Source organism: Sporosarcina sp. FSL K6-6792 (assembly GCF_038004885.1).
Classification (GTDB): Bacteria; Bacillota; Bacilli; order Bacillales_A; family Planococcaceae; genus Sporosarcina; species Sporosarcina psychrophila.
This window is the reverse complement of record NZ_JBBOSA010000001.1, coordinates 602,110-616,471: the sequence shown is the minus strand read 5'-3', so window position 1 is coordinate 616,471 and position 14,362 is coordinate 602,110. Positions and strand designations below refer to the sequence as shown.

Annotated in this window: 13 protein-coding genes, 1 pseudogene and 1 other annotated feature; of the genes and pseudogenes, 11 read left to right on the top strand and 3 right to left on the bottom strand. The window is 38.8% G+C overall.

What is annotated here, in order from left to right; translation table 11 throughout:
• The first annotated feature begins 208 nt into the window (after positions 1-208).
• The 5 genes from MKZ26_RS02945 (at position 209) to MKZ26_RS02925 (ending at position 4,177) form a co-directional block, all read left to right on the top strand.
• On the top strand, positions 209-1,240 hold the full coding sequence (locus tag MKZ26_RS02945; protein ID WP_340764278.1) for a S66 family peptidase: 1,032 nt from the start codon (positions 209-211) through the stop codon (positions 1,238-1,240).
• Positions 1,241-1,556: 316 nt separating this feature from the next.
• Complete coding sequence (locus tag MKZ26_RS02940) at positions 1,557-2,213, top strand: HAD family hydrolase (RefSeq protein WP_340767599.1); 657 nt, start codon at positions 1,557-1,559, stop codon at positions 2,211-2,213.
• Complete coding sequence (locus tag MKZ26_RS02935) at positions 2,203-2,820, top strand: NUDIX hydrolase (RefSeq protein WP_340764277.1); 618 nt, start codon at positions 2,203-2,205, stop codon at positions 2,818-2,820. The genes MKZ26_RS02940 and MKZ26_RS02935 overlap by 11 nt, the downstream gene beginning before the upstream one ends.
• A gap of 353 nt (positions 2,821-3,173) precedes the next feature.
• On the top strand, positions 3,174-3,683 hold the full coding sequence (locus MKZ26_RS02930; RefSeq protein WP_340764276.1) for a GrpB family protein: 510 nt from the start codon (positions 3,174-3,176) through the stop codon (positions 3,681-3,683).
• 50 nt (positions 3,684-3,733) lie between these two features.
• Positions 3,734-4,177, top strand: coding sequence for a hypothetical protein (locus MKZ26_RS02925; protein ID WP_340764274.1), 444 nt, complete (start codon positions 3,734-3,736; stop codon positions 4,175-4,177).
• Between the two features lie 99 nt (positions 4,178-4,276).
• Here the strand turns inward: MKZ26_RS02925 and proC are convergent, their stop codons facing one another.
• The 3 genes from proC to MKZ26_RS02910 all read right to left on the bottom strand — a co-directional run bounded on the left by proC (position 4,277) and on the right by MKZ26_RS02910 (position 7,751).
• On the bottom strand, positions 4,277-5,086 hold the full coding sequence (gene proC, locus MKZ26_RS02920; RefSeq protein ID WP_340764273.1) for a pyrroline-5-carboxylate reductase: 810 nt from the start codon (positions 5,084-5,086) through the stop codon (positions 4,277-4,279).
• Between the two features lie 90 nt (positions 5,087-5,176).
• Positions 5,177-5,390 (bottom strand) — a binding site (T-box leader).
• A gap of 71 nt (positions 5,391-5,461) precedes the next feature.
• On the bottom strand, positions 5,462-6,583 hold the full coding sequence (locus MKZ26_RS02915) for a hypothetical protein (protein WP_340764271.1): 1,122 nt from the start codon (positions 6,581-6,583) through the stop codon (positions 5,462-5,464).
• Between the two features lie 19 nt (positions 6,584-6,602).
• A complete protein-coding gene (locus MKZ26_RS02910; protein WP_340764269.1) occupies positions 6,603-7,751 on the bottom strand; it encodes an SPFH domain-containing protein in 1,149 nt (382 codons plus the stop codon).
• Positions 7,752-7,924: 173 nt separating this feature from the next.
• On the opposite strand from MKZ26_RS02910, the gene MKZ26_RS02905 reads away from it, so the two are divergent.
• The 6 genes and pseudogenes from MKZ26_RS02905 (at position 7,925) to MKZ26_RS02880 (ending at position 14,161) form a co-directional block, all read left to right on the top strand.
• Positions 7,925-8,869, top strand: coding sequence for an MBL fold metallo-hydrolase (locus MKZ26_RS02905; RefSeq protein WP_340764267.1), 945 nt, complete (start codon positions 7,925-7,927; stop codon positions 8,867-8,869).
• Positions 8,856-9,608 (top strand): SDR family NAD(P)-dependent oxidoreductase, encoded by a 753-nt coding sequence (locus MKZ26_RS02900; protein ID WP_340764265.1) that lies wholly within the window; start codon positions 8,856-8,858, stop codon positions 9,606-9,608. Before MKZ26_RS02905 ends, MKZ26_RS02900 begins: the two co-directional genes overlap by 14 nt.
• Before the next feature lie 54 nt (positions 9,609-9,662).
• A pseudogene (locus tag MKZ26_RS02895) lies at positions 9,663-9,903 on the top strand (recombinase family protein); the annotation flags it as partial.
• A 146-nt stretch (positions 9,904-10,049) separates the two neighbouring features.
• Positions 10,050-10,376, top strand: coding sequence for an ArsR/SmtB family transcription factor (locus MKZ26_RS02890; protein ID WP_067209217.1), 327 nt, complete (start codon positions 10,050-10,052; stop codon positions 10,374-10,376).
• Positions 10,373-10,789, top strand: coding sequence for an SRPBCC family protein (locus MKZ26_RS02885; protein ID WP_340764263.1), 417 nt, complete (start codon positions 10,373-10,375; stop codon positions 10,787-10,789). Before MKZ26_RS02890 ends, MKZ26_RS02885 begins: the two co-directional genes overlap by 4 nt.
• Positions 10,790-10,999: 210 nt before the next feature.
• Entirely contained in the window at positions 11,000-14,161 is a 3,162-nt protein-coding gene (locus MKZ26_RS02880) for an ATP-binding cassette domain-containing protein (RefSeq protein ID WP_340764261.1), read from the top strand.
• The last annotated feature ends 201 nt before the right edge of the window (positions 14,162-14,362 follow it).

The following is a 14,362-nucleotide window of genomic DNA, read 5'->3' as shown; positions in this document are numbered from 1 at the left end:
TAAGTGTAAAAATAGGTAACTGAAATTGTACACTAGACCTATGTGTTCAGATTGCCAAGATGCAAAATCTTATCTAGCTAAGCAAAAAAAAGGATGTAATAATATGGGTAATGAGTTACGATAGGCCTTAAGATTATTCAATGATTGAAGCTGATAATGAGCAATATTTTGCATAGACTGATAACAACAGGGGAAAGTGGGGATTAGTTTGCTAAAAAAACCAAAGAAACTGCAACCAGGAGATAAAATTGCAACAGTAAGTCCTTCTTGGGGAGGGGCAGGTGATTCAGAACTTAGATGGCGTTATGACCAAGGGGTTAAAAGAGTAGAAAGTATTTTTGGCCTTGAGGTCCTCCCGATGCCGAATAGTTTGAAAGGTTCAGAGTACCTTTATGAACATCCACAGGCTCGTGCAGAAGATCTAATGACGGCATTTAAGGATAAGAGCATTAAAGGAATCTTTGCGAATATTGGTGGGGAAGAAAGTATTCGTTTACTTCCATATATTGATTTCAACATAATACGAAAAAACCCGAAAATATTCATGGGTTATTCTGATGTGACGATTACTCATCTGTTTTGCCATAAAGCAGGTATATCTTCTTTTTATGGTCCGGCGATTTTAACTGATTTCGCTGAAAACGTTGAGATGGATTCCTATACAATTGATATGTTGAAGCGGATACTTTTTTCTGATGATGTTATCGGTAAAATTAAACCCGCTCTAAAATGGACGAGTGAGCGTTTGGAATGGCATGAAAGGAATAAGAATAGACGCAGGAAAATGCTACCAAATCATGGGTATGAAGTACTTCAAGGGTCGGGAGTTGTACAAGGAAGATTGATTGGTGGGTGTATCGAGGTACTAGAATTCGCGAAGGGTACAGAGATTTGGCCGGAACAGAAGCATTGGAAGGACAGCATTCTGTTCTTCGAAACATCGGAGGAAAAGCCCGAACCTAGTTTTATAAAATACTGGTTGCGTAATTATGCTGCACAAGGTATTCTTCAAATGGCAAATGGCATCGTTTTTGGGAAACCACAGGACGAAAAATATTATGAATCCTATAAAGAAGTTATTCTTCAGGTCATGAAAGAATATGGCTTAGTGGATTTACCGATTCTCTATAATTTGAATTTCGGCCACACAGAACCAAAAATTGTTTTGCCCTACGGTGTGATGGCAAAGATCAATTGCGATAAGGGGACTTTTTCGATTTTGGAGAGCGGGGTAGAATGAGGTAAGTGGTACTATCATTGTTGGATAAAAGAGTTGCTGATCAATTTAATTTGATCGGTAACTCTTTTTTCATTTAAAGAGTTCGTTTCACTGTATTAATTCCAACAATTCATTCAATTAGGGTACAATAGTAAATAAGAGTTTGACTTTACGAGGATGGATTAGTGTGGGGACAGAGTATCTAATCTGGATTGGTAGTCTAGCCTTATATTTCGTGAAGATAAAAGAGGAATCCACGATATTATAGGTGGTACGTATGTTGCCACCGTTAAACAGGGCGAATAGTGGTGTGAAAATCGAATTGAAGGACGTGTTGATTATCAAAGCGATTATATTTGATTTTGATGGGACTTTAGCGAATACCTTACCCATTTGTTATTATGCTTTTCAGTGTGTCTTCCAGGAGTTTGATAATAAAAATCTTTCTATTGAAGAAATAAAGGCAATGTTTGGTCCGTCAGAAACCGGGATTATTCGAGAGAACCTATCCAATAGTAATAAAGACGAAGCTATTGAGTTGTACTATGCAAAGTACTCTGAACGCCATAACCAATTAGTTACATCACATAAGGAAATTGTTGATCTAGTAAAGCACTTAAAAGAAGTAGGACTCAAAATTGGGATCTTTACTGGAAAGGCAAAAAGAAGTTTAGATTTATCTTTGAAAGCTTTACAGATGGAGGGGCTGTTTGAAGTCATCATAACAGGGGATGATGTAAACAAACCAAAACCTGATCCAGAAGGGTTATTAAAAGCTTTATCTCTTTTAGGTGTCGAAAGCAGTGAGGCACTATTTATCGGAGATAGTGATGCAGACATAGATGCTGGCGTTCAAGCGAATGTACATACTGTAGGAGTCCAATGGTTACCTGATTATCATTCAATGGAATTTACGATTGAACCTGATGCTATCTTTAAAAGTGTAACAGAATTCATTGATTTTATGAAAATTGGTGTCACTAATGAGTACTAAATGGTTGGAATGGGCGAAGAGAATACAAGCAATATCTCAATCAGGATTAACCTTTTCAAAAGACATGTATGATATCGAGCGTTATGAAGAATTACGCATGATTAGTGCAGAAATCATGGAAGAACACACAGGGGTAGAAATGCAAAAAATCAAGGATTTATTTATGAATGAAACAGGTTATCAAACCCCTAAAGTCGATGTTCGTGGAGTAGTTTTTAAAGATAATGCGATATTAATGGTAAAAGAAAATATGGATAATAGATGGTCTTTACCTGGTGGTTTTTGCGATATAGGGTTGTCGCCGTCTGAAAATATTATAAAGGAAATAAAAGAAGAATCTGGCTATGATGTAGTTCCTAAGAAACTGCTTGCTTTGTTCGATAAAAGTAAACATCCGCATCCTCCGCAACCGTATCATTATTATAAAGTTTTTATTCAGTGTGAAATTGTTGGAGGTATTCCAGCTACCGGAATCGAAACGAGTGGTATTCAGTTTTTCTCTGAAAACAATATACCAGATCTTTCTGAAGATAGAGTGATAGAATCACAAATAAAAACACTTTTTGAGTTTTCAAGGGACCCTGATAAAGAGACGTTGTTTGATTAAATAGGGGGATGGCAGGCTTGAAAATCAATAAAAAAAGGGTTAGTAAACTTTTAGAGATATCTTTTTTCACTGTTAGTGGAGTCTATTTACTAGTAGCAGGGTTAGGATTAATTATCATGATATTTTTTACTAATTCTTATTTTTCGCAATGAAGATGTGATTTATGCGGCTATTATTCTAATACTTTTTAGGAGAAAGAAAGAACTAGCTTTCGTTAACGGGGACTATAATTTTATAAATGAACAGATGAGCCCCTGTTATTATAATTCTTATACTGTTCATCAGAATAAACATCATCGTTTAATAAAGCTATAAAAAAAATGATTTATTGAACGACGGAAAGTGAGATTTAAATGAGAATAGTTGAAGTTAAACCTTATGATGAACAATGGGCTTCAAACTTTGAAGAAGAGTCCCATAAATTGCATGAGATTTTCGGTTCTGAAATTATCGAGATGCACCATATCGGCAGCACGTCTGTAATTGGACTGCTGGCGAAGCCCATTATAGATATAATGCCGGTAGTGAGGGACATTAATCGAATTGATGAATTTCACAAGGCAATGGTTGCCATTGGCTATGATCCAAAGGGGGAAAATGGTATACCTGAACGTCGATATTTCCAAAAAGGAGGAGATAATCGAACTCATCATGTTCATATTTATGAATGGGGGAATTCTGAAATTGAACGTCATCTTGCATTTCGGGATTACTTACGGGCACCCCCAGATGTTGCTCAAAATTATGGGGATTTAAAAAAGAGGCTGTCTCAACGTTTTCCCTATGATATTGAATCATACATTAAAGGAAAAGAACAACTAGCATTGGAGATTGATAGAAAAGCGATAGCTTGGTATAGTTGATTATTTCACTTTGTTAATAATGATGCAGCATAAAGGTAGGCATGAAAATAATGAATTCCTCAGTAAAATATAAAATCAGAACGCTTTTAGGCTTCACTCTATTCATTATCATAGTGGGCTCTCTGTCATATCTTGCTGTCTACAAGCTTTCATTTTTACCAAATGGTTATGATATTGTTTCACAGCAAAAAGACAGTGTAATCGTAAAAAAAATTAATATAATTGGGCTAGAAAAGGATATCATTACCTTATCATTTTCTGAAAATAATTTGTGGAAAATTGAAGAATTGAACTATGGAATAAAGCGGCAGAAAGATTTTTGTTGGTTTCTATTTACTGCAAGTAGCATTTCGATTCTCATTCTTATTTTAAAATTGCGTAAGGGAGAGAAGTTTTGGAATGCAGTCTGGGGAAGTCGTATTTTTTTCGCTACACTGTTTCCGTTACTTATCCTCATGAACTCTTTGAATAGAATACAGGATTTTATTTCCTAATGGAAAACTTGAACGATAGCTCGAATAGTAGACACGTTTTATAAAAGTGACCTATTATTCGAGTTTTGCGTTCCACTATTTTGTGCAAAATGAATAGCTTTAAGACTGCGCCCCTAGCTCACGAGAACGCGCCTCCGCTTTCCCAATACATTGCGCAATCGTTTCTTTGAACTTCCCGTTCTCCAACGCATTCAATCCGGCTTCCGTTGTACCGCCTGGGCTCGTCACGTTTTTCCGTAGTTCCGCTGGCTCTGTACCTGTTTCTTTCAACATTGCCGCTGCGCCTTCAAGCGTTTGGATGATAAGCGCGCGCGCAATATCTTTTGAAAGCCCTTTGCCGATCGCTGCTTCCTCAAGTGCTTCTGCTAAATAATAGACATATGCAGGGCCGCTACCGGAAAGAGCAGTGACTGCATGTAAGTCATCTTCTTCTACTTCTTTCACCATTCCGATTGACTCTAACAGACCGAGGATATGTTTTTTCAACTCTTCGCTAATCGCATGATTCCACGCGATACCACTGGCAGATTTTCCGATTGTAGCGGAGGTATTTGGCATGGAGCGTGCGATAGGTCTTGCACCAAGACCATTTTCGATTGTCTGAATTGAAACGCCTGCAATAACCGACAAAACCGCTGTTTTATCGTCCAAATAAGGAAGTGCATCTGCCATCGCCTGATGGATATCTTTTGGTTTCGTCGCAAGAACGACGAGATCCGCATTTTTCAGCGCCTCTTTTTCCTTGCAGACAATGGATACACCATATTTATTGTGTAATGAAAGTAGCCTTTCATCATCAGATCTATTCATAACAAAAATATTTTGAGGGACCACTGCACCTTGTTCCACAATTCCTGCAATAACAGCTTCTGCCATAGAACCGGCACCTATAAATACAATCGTTTTCATTCAAATTACCCCTTTCATTCCATTAATAAAAACGTACGCACCTAGGCGCTGAAATCTGGACAATAAAAAAATGCGCTCTCGTCCCTACTAAATAAGGACGAAAACACATGTTTCCGCGGTACCACCTAAATTTACCGGCATAACACCGATACATCTCGTTCTTTCTTAACGCGAAAGGCACGCCTGTGTTTCCACAGCAGCTCAGAAGGAGGTTCGAAGCGGGAGAGGGGATGTGGCTTTCAGCCGGTGACCACATTTTCTGTTCTCCATTGCCGCAACTACTTGTCTTCGTCAACGCCTATATGTACTTGAATTAGACCGATTATTGCACGTCGTCTAAAAAAAGTCAACTATCTAATTTTTATCGAGTTATCGTTAGGTCATTTTCAAGATAAAGTAAATCGCAATCATAATCGCAATAACTATCCCTACGGCAATCGATACTTTCACGGCACTCACAGGGGATTTCCCGCTTACTTTGCCAGTTTGTCCATTGACGAGGAAGCGATAGACCTTATTGTTGAACTGGAATGATGAAATCCATAAAGGCAATAGAATGTGTTTGTAGGTAATGCTGTCATAGTCGGTGGAGACACTGACTATATTAACAACATCGCCATGAACTCTGCCGTGTATACCACTTGTAATTCCATCGTCTATGACAACTTTGGCATCATTCCATCCATCCGTCAATGGAATTGAATACTTTTCTGCCAAAAATCCAGATAAATAGTCCATTTTATAATCAACAAGTCCATTTAGATGAAAAGGTTCCACTTTATCAATCAATCCACTGGCCACATTACGTGAAGCTTTCACCAATACATCATCGAAGAACTTGCTATAATGACCATGTTCTGTACGCCACCTGATTTTTCTCACTTGTTCTGTTACTTGTTTGGGTTTGCCATCTTCAATTACAGTCCGTGTTTTTGTAACATAATAATACGTACCAATTTGGACGACGTAGGATGAATTTGTCTGAGAGTCGAATGTCCAGTATGGAATGTAAGCACCAGCCAAATGGTCTAATTTATACGATTGGATCAGCTTGGAAGGAGCAAAATATTTCTTTTTCATCCACACCTTGAATTTTTCGACCGCTACGTCTTTTGTAATTTGAAAGGGGAGGACCAAAGCTGGTTTGATACCTGCGTGGTTTTCCGTTACCGCAATATGCGACGATCCACAAAACGAGCAAAAATCTGCTACCTTATCTTTATCTAAAAGGGTTTCGGCACCACAATTTCCACATTTGAAAACCCGCTTTTCATCATCCCAACTGTGGTCTTCTTTTTCTAGTGCCTGTAAGAAATCAAGTTCAATCGTGTTTTCTCGCGATGTCGAGATTTCTTTTTCACTCCCACAAAATGGGCATTTAAGTGTTCCACTTGAAGGGTCAAAAACTGTATTACCACCGCAGGAAGAACATTTACTCACTTCCGTTTGTTCAACTATCATCGCTTCCGCATGCTCATTGTTTTCTAAACTGGACACTCGAACACCTCTCTATCCATCACTGTTGCAGATTGTCGCCACAGTCCCCACAAAACTTTGTATTCGGGGCATTTACCTTGCCACATTTCGCACATGTTTTTTCGGTCACTTGTTTTGCGCCACATTCCCCGCAGAATTTTGCATCTTCATTTATTGCCGCCTGACAGCTATTGCATGGCACTTTTTGCTTTTGTACAGTTTCCCCACATTCGCCGCAAAACTTTGCGCTCGTATTAATGAGTGCCTGACAATGAGGGCAAGTCATTTTTTCTGGTTGAGGTGCTGAAGGCGAATTAGTTTGTTGATGGTTTCCTTGGAGTGCGTTTGCCATCACACTGCCAATCGCAGCCCCTGCACCAATGCCTGCACCTGCACCTGCTAATCCGCCGCCTTCATTTTGCGCCGCATCTCTAATTGCTTCTGCCGCTTGGTATTGCTGATACTGATTCATGTTGCCAATAACACCCATTGCAGTTTTTCGATCCAATACTTTTTCTACTTCTTCAGGGAGCGATAAGTTTTCAATATACAAGGAGGTGATTTCAAATCCGAATGTACTGAATCGTTGTTTCATCTTCTCTTTGCCTTTTTCACTTAATTCGTCGTAGTTCATCGCTAGATCTAGAGCAGCAATATTCGATTCAGCAAACAGATCTGTAAGTCCCGACAGCACCATTTTTTTCAACTGACCCTCAATGCTGCTGGTGTCATAGGATGCGCTCGTGCCAAACAGTTCTTTTAAGAAAACAACAGGTTCGGATACGCGATATGAGTATATGCCATAGCCACGTAATCGAATGACGCCAAATTCCGAATCGCGCATCATGATTGGATTCGAAGTGCCCCATTTCTGGTTGATGAACTGCTTCGTATTCACAAAATAGACTTCCGCTTTGAAAGGGGAGTCGAATCCAAACTTCCACGATTTTAATTTCGTTAAGATGGGCATATTTTGTGTGTATAATAGATGACGTCCTGGCCCAAATACATCCGCAATTTCACCTTCATTGACAAAAATGGCAACTTGTGACTCCCTAACGGTTAATTCTGCACCCATTTTGATTTCGTTGTTTTGTACGGGGAAGCGGTATACCATTGTACTTGCGTCTTGGTCCGTCCATTCAATGACTTCAATAAATTGACTTTTGAAAAATCCGAATAATCCCATGCTTAAGCCCTCCTAGTAGTTCTATATCGTGGTAAATAACTGTTAAAATAGATACTTTGATTATACCATTTTAAAACTTCAGGGTAGAGAATTGATTCAAAAGATGACGCTCGCTACTAAAAAAGGTACAATGGACTGAATACTCATTCATATTAATAAAGGGGATTTTACATATGATACAGAAAATTGTTATACCAACACCATTCGCAGTTGGCGATGTAAATGCATTTCTGATAAAAGGAGATACATTGTCACTCGTTGATGCGGGGCCGAAAACCCCTGAAGCATTTGAAGCATTGCAACAGGGCATCAAGGAAGCTGGGTATGCATTCAACGATATTGAACAAGTCATTTTGACACACCATCATCCTGATCATGCTGGCTGGATTGACGCGTTTGATAACGCTAAAGTTCTTGGTCATGTGTATAACGATTTATGGCTCAAACGGGATGAAGCTTTTTTCCGCTATCACGATGCGTTTTATCTCGATTGTCTTATCGAAGAAGGAGTGCCTGAGCAGTACCTTGGTTGGGTTAAGAAGATGAAACGATCCACTGCACTTATGGGGGAACGTCCACTGGATAGTATGCTTGCCGAGGGTGATGCGCTTCCGGGGCATCCTGGCTGGACAGTTATGGAAACACCTGGCCATGCTCAAAGCCACATCGTCTTATGGGATGAAGAGAATAGAACAATGATTGGCGGAGACTTAGTGCTTGAAAAAGTGTCTTCAAACCCGCTTATTGAACCGCCACTTGATTCTGCACAGGGACGGCCGCATTCTCTATTGCAATATAACGAATCGTTGAAACGTATACTGACATTGCCGGTAGACATTATTTATACTGGGCATGGCAATGAAGTACGGAATGCTCACGAACTTATTGAAAGTCGACTAGTGAAACAGCGCGAACGTGCGTTAAAGGTACTTGCTATGATGAACGATGGCTCAAGGACAATTTTCGAATTAACCCGAGAACTGTTCCCGGCTGTCTATGAAAAAGAACTGGGTCTTACACTCTCTGAAACGATTGGGCAAACTGATTACCTTGTCAATGAAGGGCTAGCTCGCGAAACAAGGGATGAAGGCGGCGTCCTGCATTATGAACAAGCATAAATCGATACTCATAACAGGTGCGACTAGCGGGGTTGGATACGCACTGACTAAACGGCTGTTGGCAGTAGGTTACGAGGTGTGGGCGACAGGTAGGGCACTTGCCGTTTTAGAGGAGTTGCAACGTGAAGGTGCGCATACGATACCTGCGGATTTTTCGAAAAAAGAAGATGTCGAGCAATTGATGGCGAAGATTGGTTCACCCGATGTCGTCATCTTTTCGGCGGGCGTTGGCTCATTCGATTTCGCTCACGAAACTTCTGATGAAGCGATTCAAAGCATGATGACAGTCAACGTAATCGCACCCATGCAGCTGACTAAACTTCTGTTGCCGAGGATGATGGAACGCCGGAGCGGACATTTGATTTTTCTGGGTTCACAAGCTGGAAAAGTGGCAACACCCAAGGCTTCTATTTATGCTGCGTCTAAGCATGCGATTATCGGCTATACGAACGCGCTTCGTATGGAAGTAGCTCCGTTCGATATCCATGTGACGACTATTAACCCAGGTCCGATTGACACACCCTTTCTGGATCTCGCGGATGAAACAGGTACTTATCGCACATCACTTGGCAGGCATTTATTGACTGTGGAAACCGTGGTCGATGCGGTGGTTAAAACAGTTGGGAAACCAGTTCGCGATGTGAATTTACCTTGGTATATGGGTGTCACGAGTAAACTCCACGCAGTCGCTCCGACGCTTGTCGAACGGTTGGGGCGGAAGTATTTTATGAAGAAATAATAGGAATAAGCATTTTGCGAAAGCCGGCGTAATTGCCGGCTTTTTACCTTGAAAAACATATTTTTTGAAGAAAAATTTTCTGAAGCAACAAAGGATCGTGAACAAATTTAGAAGTTGTTAGAGTATCTACGAGGAAATTACATTATTTACGTTATAGACTTAATTCGGATCACTCGAAGTACCCAGAATTTATGTGAATTGATTGATTTAATACGAGGGAAAATGCAAGATTAAATCACTCAAGGATACATGGCAAGATTTATTAAAAGATAACCCATACAGCCTAATTCTATTAAAGAACCGGATAATGGACTAGCAAGGGAATTTGACATGTCACCTATAGGTGTCCTATAATAAATAAGACAACAAAAGGTGTCGTAATTATTATGAAGTTTAATCAGTGACGTTACAGGAAATATTAATGAAAAGGCGGGGCTGATTTTGAACGAAAAAAGTCAAGTGAGGGATGTTTATGACGCTGTTGCCGATCCAACAAGGCGAAAGTTAATTCAAATGTTGGCGGATGTTGAAGAATTACCCCTACATGAGATAACCGTTCATTTTCAAATGGGGCGTACAGCAGTATCTAAGCATTTATCGATCCTTAAAGAGGCGAATCTAGTAATTGCTCGAAAGGTCGGTAGGGAAACAAGATATCGGCTGAATGCAACCCCGTTGAAAGAAGTTCAAGATTGGGTATCCTTTTACGAAGGATTCTGGAATGAAAGAATTGCTAAATTAAATCTTTTATTGGAGGAGAAAAAATGAAATCAGATGTATCATTAGATTATCAATTTACAAGTTCAATCGAGCAGGTGTGGAACGCTTTAACGGATTCGGACACACTTGCGAAATGGATATGGGATAATGATTTTAAACCAGTCGTTGGACATAAATTCCAGTTCCGGACAGAGCCTAACGAATGGTGGGATGGCATTGTAGATAGCGAGGTGCTCGAAGTAAACGAGCCTCATAAATTATCTTACACTTGGCTAAGTGCCGGAGAAAGCACTACTGTTACATGGACTTTGAAAGAAGGTTCAGATGGAACTGTCCATCTACATTTCGATCAAACTGGATTTAGTGAAGCAACAAAAGCACAACCAGGAGCCATCGAGGGAGCTACATATGCTTGGACGCAAATGGGTGAGCAACTCGAAAAAGTATTAGCAGAACTGTAAAAATGATTTCTTCATCCTTTATGATGTCTGCTTTTCAGGACTAACTTTATTATAAAAATAATCCATTCTTCAACAATATGGCGCTTTTCCGGAACATGGAAAGCGTCATTTTTAATGGAAGTAAGGATTAAGTAATCTAACAATTTTTGTTTGAATTATAATTTAGCAAACGTGGCAAGACTAAATTTAGAGAATGGAGAGGACAATACTGTGAAAATAAATCAATTAATTGCGAACAATATTAACAACTTAGATGCAACACTACCAGTAGATAAATCGTTAGGAATTGCTGGTTTGTCTGGATCTGGTAAAACAACTTTTTGTCAAACAATTGGTGAAGAATCCAAGAAGCGTCTCGTTTCCTTATTGCCAAAGTCTGAATATCAGTATTTATTTCCCCGTATTATGGAAACCAATTTCAGTGCCATCAAGATGGAAGAAATGCCTTTAGTCCTTTTTCTCGGAAAATCAGCGATTTCTTCCAATCCACGCTCTACAATAGGTACACATACAGGCGTATTTAAAGACATTCGTGTTACCCTTGCTGAAAAATTTGAACTGTCTCCAGAAGTTTTTTCATTTAATAATGAGCTAGGCTGGTGTCTAGGTTGTAAAGGTCGCGGAACTACTAAAAATGTCGAATGTAAAAAGTGTGAGGGCAGGCGATATAATCCTGAAGTTGAGCAAAAAAGAATAGATTTATTGGATCAACCGCACAGTATTTCTGATATCAACAACTTAAGCATTGAATCAATTCTTTCTCTTGGAGAAGAATTACATATTAGTGAAGCGAAACAACATATTCTTAAAAATATTATCGATATGAATATTGGTTACTTAACTTTAAATCGCATTATGGGTACATTGTCAGGTGGAGAATTAACACGACTTTACTTGGCAGAATTCATGGCAACAAGTGAAAATACGGTAATTATAATTGATGAAATCTCCGTGGGTCTTGATCACCAAACACTATTGAAAATTTTAGCAGAGATTAAGCAATTGGGGTATAAGAATCAAATTTGGCTCATTGACCATTCTGACACGGTGCTCGATACAACGGATCAGCAATTGTTCTTTGGGCCTGGTAGTGGTAAATATGGCGGGAAAATTGTTGAAGAATCCCCACGTCCAAAACCAATCTCTTCGGAACGAAATCAGTCAATGCCGACGGAGTACTTCCAGTTTCATGATCTTTACTGTCGTAATATTCAAATGGCTGAAATTCAGATTCCCCAAAATAGACTTATAACTTTTACGGGTGAGTCTGGATGTGGTAAATCTACACTTGTCAATGAGTGTATGGCCAAAGATTTTCTGAAGCGATATCCAAAAGATAAATTGGTAATGGTGGGGCAAAATCGCAACCAATCGATTACCAGTCGGTCAACAGTTGCGACTTTTCTTGATATTAAAAGGAAACTCAAAAAATATAGTGAAGAAATTGATGATATTTTTCAGCGCTCGATTGAAGACATTATTGATGAACTGCCGAATGAAGACATCGCTTATAAACGCCTGAGCCTATTGATTAAACTTGGACTTGGTTATTTGACGTTGGAAAGAAAAACACAGTCTTTATCGAATGGTGAATTTCAATGTGTCCATTTAGTTTCTGAGCTGTTTGCCAACTCGAGAAACCCCAATACGCTTTTTATTTTTGACGAGCCTTCAAAAGGGTTATCACAAAATATTTTAAATCAATTCATTGATAGTATTAGGGTCATTCTGCAGGATGAATCTGTCTCAATAATTATGATCGAACATAACTCTTATATGATGGAAAGCTCTGATTTTATCGTTGATTTTGGTAAAAGACAGCTTGCACCTGTTCAACACCTTGATATTGTGAGTCATGATGATTATTATCGTCAACAAAACAGGACGGATAGAGTTACTCCGTTGCAAATTTCTTCAACCATCCATCAACAAAATGGCGTAAACTACTTAAAAGAAAATCAAATTGCCTATTTTAAAAATGCAGAAAACGTCTATAAGGGCGGTATCTTAAAAAGCTTATCTTCAATGGCACGGTTGATTTATGGTGAATACGAATCCGAAACAATTGCACCCGTCATCGCCATTGATCTGGAACGACATTTGTATAGTCAATATAGTTTTCTCTATGAAGTGGGTGGATTGATCAACCATATTGTAGCAGCTCATCCGACCAATAAAAATACGCAGAGCTTCGATTTCTATAATCAAGACAATCATTGTCCAAGTTGCTCGGGCCGCCGAGTGATTGAAAAGTTTGATATAGATGTTGTGATTCAAGACAAAAACGCTCCGTTCTGGGATGGCCTATTGCATCCAGATGTGATGGAGGTATTAAAACATTATCAATATTCAAGATTGGAATTCATTTTTGATGAAATTAAGAATGAACTCGGTCACGATATGAGTAAAAGTTATAATGAAATGACAAAAGAAGAAAAGCATACCTTTTTATATGGGTATTTAGAAAAGTCGTTTTATGATAAAGCAGCTAAGGCACAGAGAACATGGCAAGGCTTCAATAGTATAATTGGGATGTATATGTTTATTTCGAAATCGAATATTAAAGAGCATATGAAAGCATCCAAAGAGATAATATCATGTCCGATTTGCGAAGGGTCTGTGTTAAACCATCATAATCAACTCAAGTTTGGAAATACGGATATTCGTGAGATTATAAACCAGCCGATTGATCAAGCATTGAAAACGGTAGGAGCGTTACCTGAACTGATAAAATTGAAATCTATTGTCGGCGGAGATATGACTTTGACTGAAGATGTCTCTTTACTGCCTAGGGAAACACAAGTCGCGCTGAAAGTATTTGAATTGGAAATGGCAAGCTTTGCTGGTTATGAAGTGGTGTTACAAAATGCCTTACCATTCTGGGATAAAATTAGCAGCAATATCGAATCCATCAGCACGAATAACCAGGTTACGATCTGCGATTTTGATAAGATCACTGAGACCAGAGAAACGATCATTGATAAGTATTTCACCAATGGAAAATATAAAAAGCTTGTCTATGTCTATGAAGCCTTTGGATATAAAAAAATTGTAACCCAAATTAATAAAATTAAAAAAAGTCATCCATGTCCTTTCTGTAAAGGAAAGAAAGTCATTACAGAAGATAATCTCCATGATGGCGTATATAAATTAACGATTCCATGTGTGAGTTGTAATGAAAGTGGCATCACTGAAGAAGGACTTCAGGAAGTTGTCGAAGGTATAGCAGTTGAAACATGGCTTACTGGTAAAGTAAGTGATGTTGTTGAGAAAAACCTTTATACTGAGGCCGTTGCAGATATTCCAATCTTCAATCGTATACGTGAGTTAAATAAACGTGATTTGATGGCGGTTTATCAATGCTTGGCTTAAAAGAATATTAAAAGTTTCAATCTAGATAGATGAAAGAACTTCATTAAAGCCCAATTTAAAGCCCAATTTCTCTATTTTAATTTCCAGAGAAATTGGGCTTTTTAATTTAGAATTTCCTTAACGTTGAAAATCCATATTTTACTGCCAGAACCTCTAAAAATATAATTAAAGGTTACTTTATATTATTCTGAATAGTGTATA

Excerpts from the sequence above, each read along its gene's own strand:
- MKZ26_RS02935 (WP_340764277.1), top strand. The coding sequence starts at position 2,203 with ATGAGTACTAAATGGTTGGAATGGGCGAAGAGAATACAAGCAATATCT.
- MKZ26_RS02905 (WP_340764267.1), top strand. The coding sequence starts at position 7,925 with ATGATACAGAAAATTGTTATACCAACACCATTCGCAGTTGGCGATGTA.
- MKZ26_RS02930 (WP_340764276.1), top strand. The coding sequence starts at position 3,174 with ATGAGAATAGTTGAAGTTAAACCTTATGATGAACAATGGGCTTCAAAC.
- MKZ26_RS02925 (WP_340764274.1), top strand. The coding sequence starts at position 3,734 with ATGAATTCCTCAGTAAAATATAAAATCAGAACGCTTTTAGGCTTCACT.
- MKZ26_RS02885 (WP_340764263.1), top strand. The coding sequence starts at position 10,373 with ATGAAATCAGATGTATCATTAGATTATCAATTTACAAGTTCAATCGAG.
- MKZ26_RS02910 (WP_340764269.1), bottom strand. The coding sequence starts at position 7,751 with ATGGGATTATTCGGATTTTTCAAAAGTCAATTTATTGAAGTCATTGAA.
- MKZ26_RS02900 (WP_340764265.1), top strand. The coding sequence starts at position 8,856 with ATGAACAAGCATAAATCGATACTCATAACAGGTGCGACTAGCGGGGTT.
- proC (WP_340764273.1), bottom strand. The coding sequence starts at position 5,086 with ATGAAAACGATTGTATTTATAGGTGCCGGTTCTATGGCAGAAGCTGTT.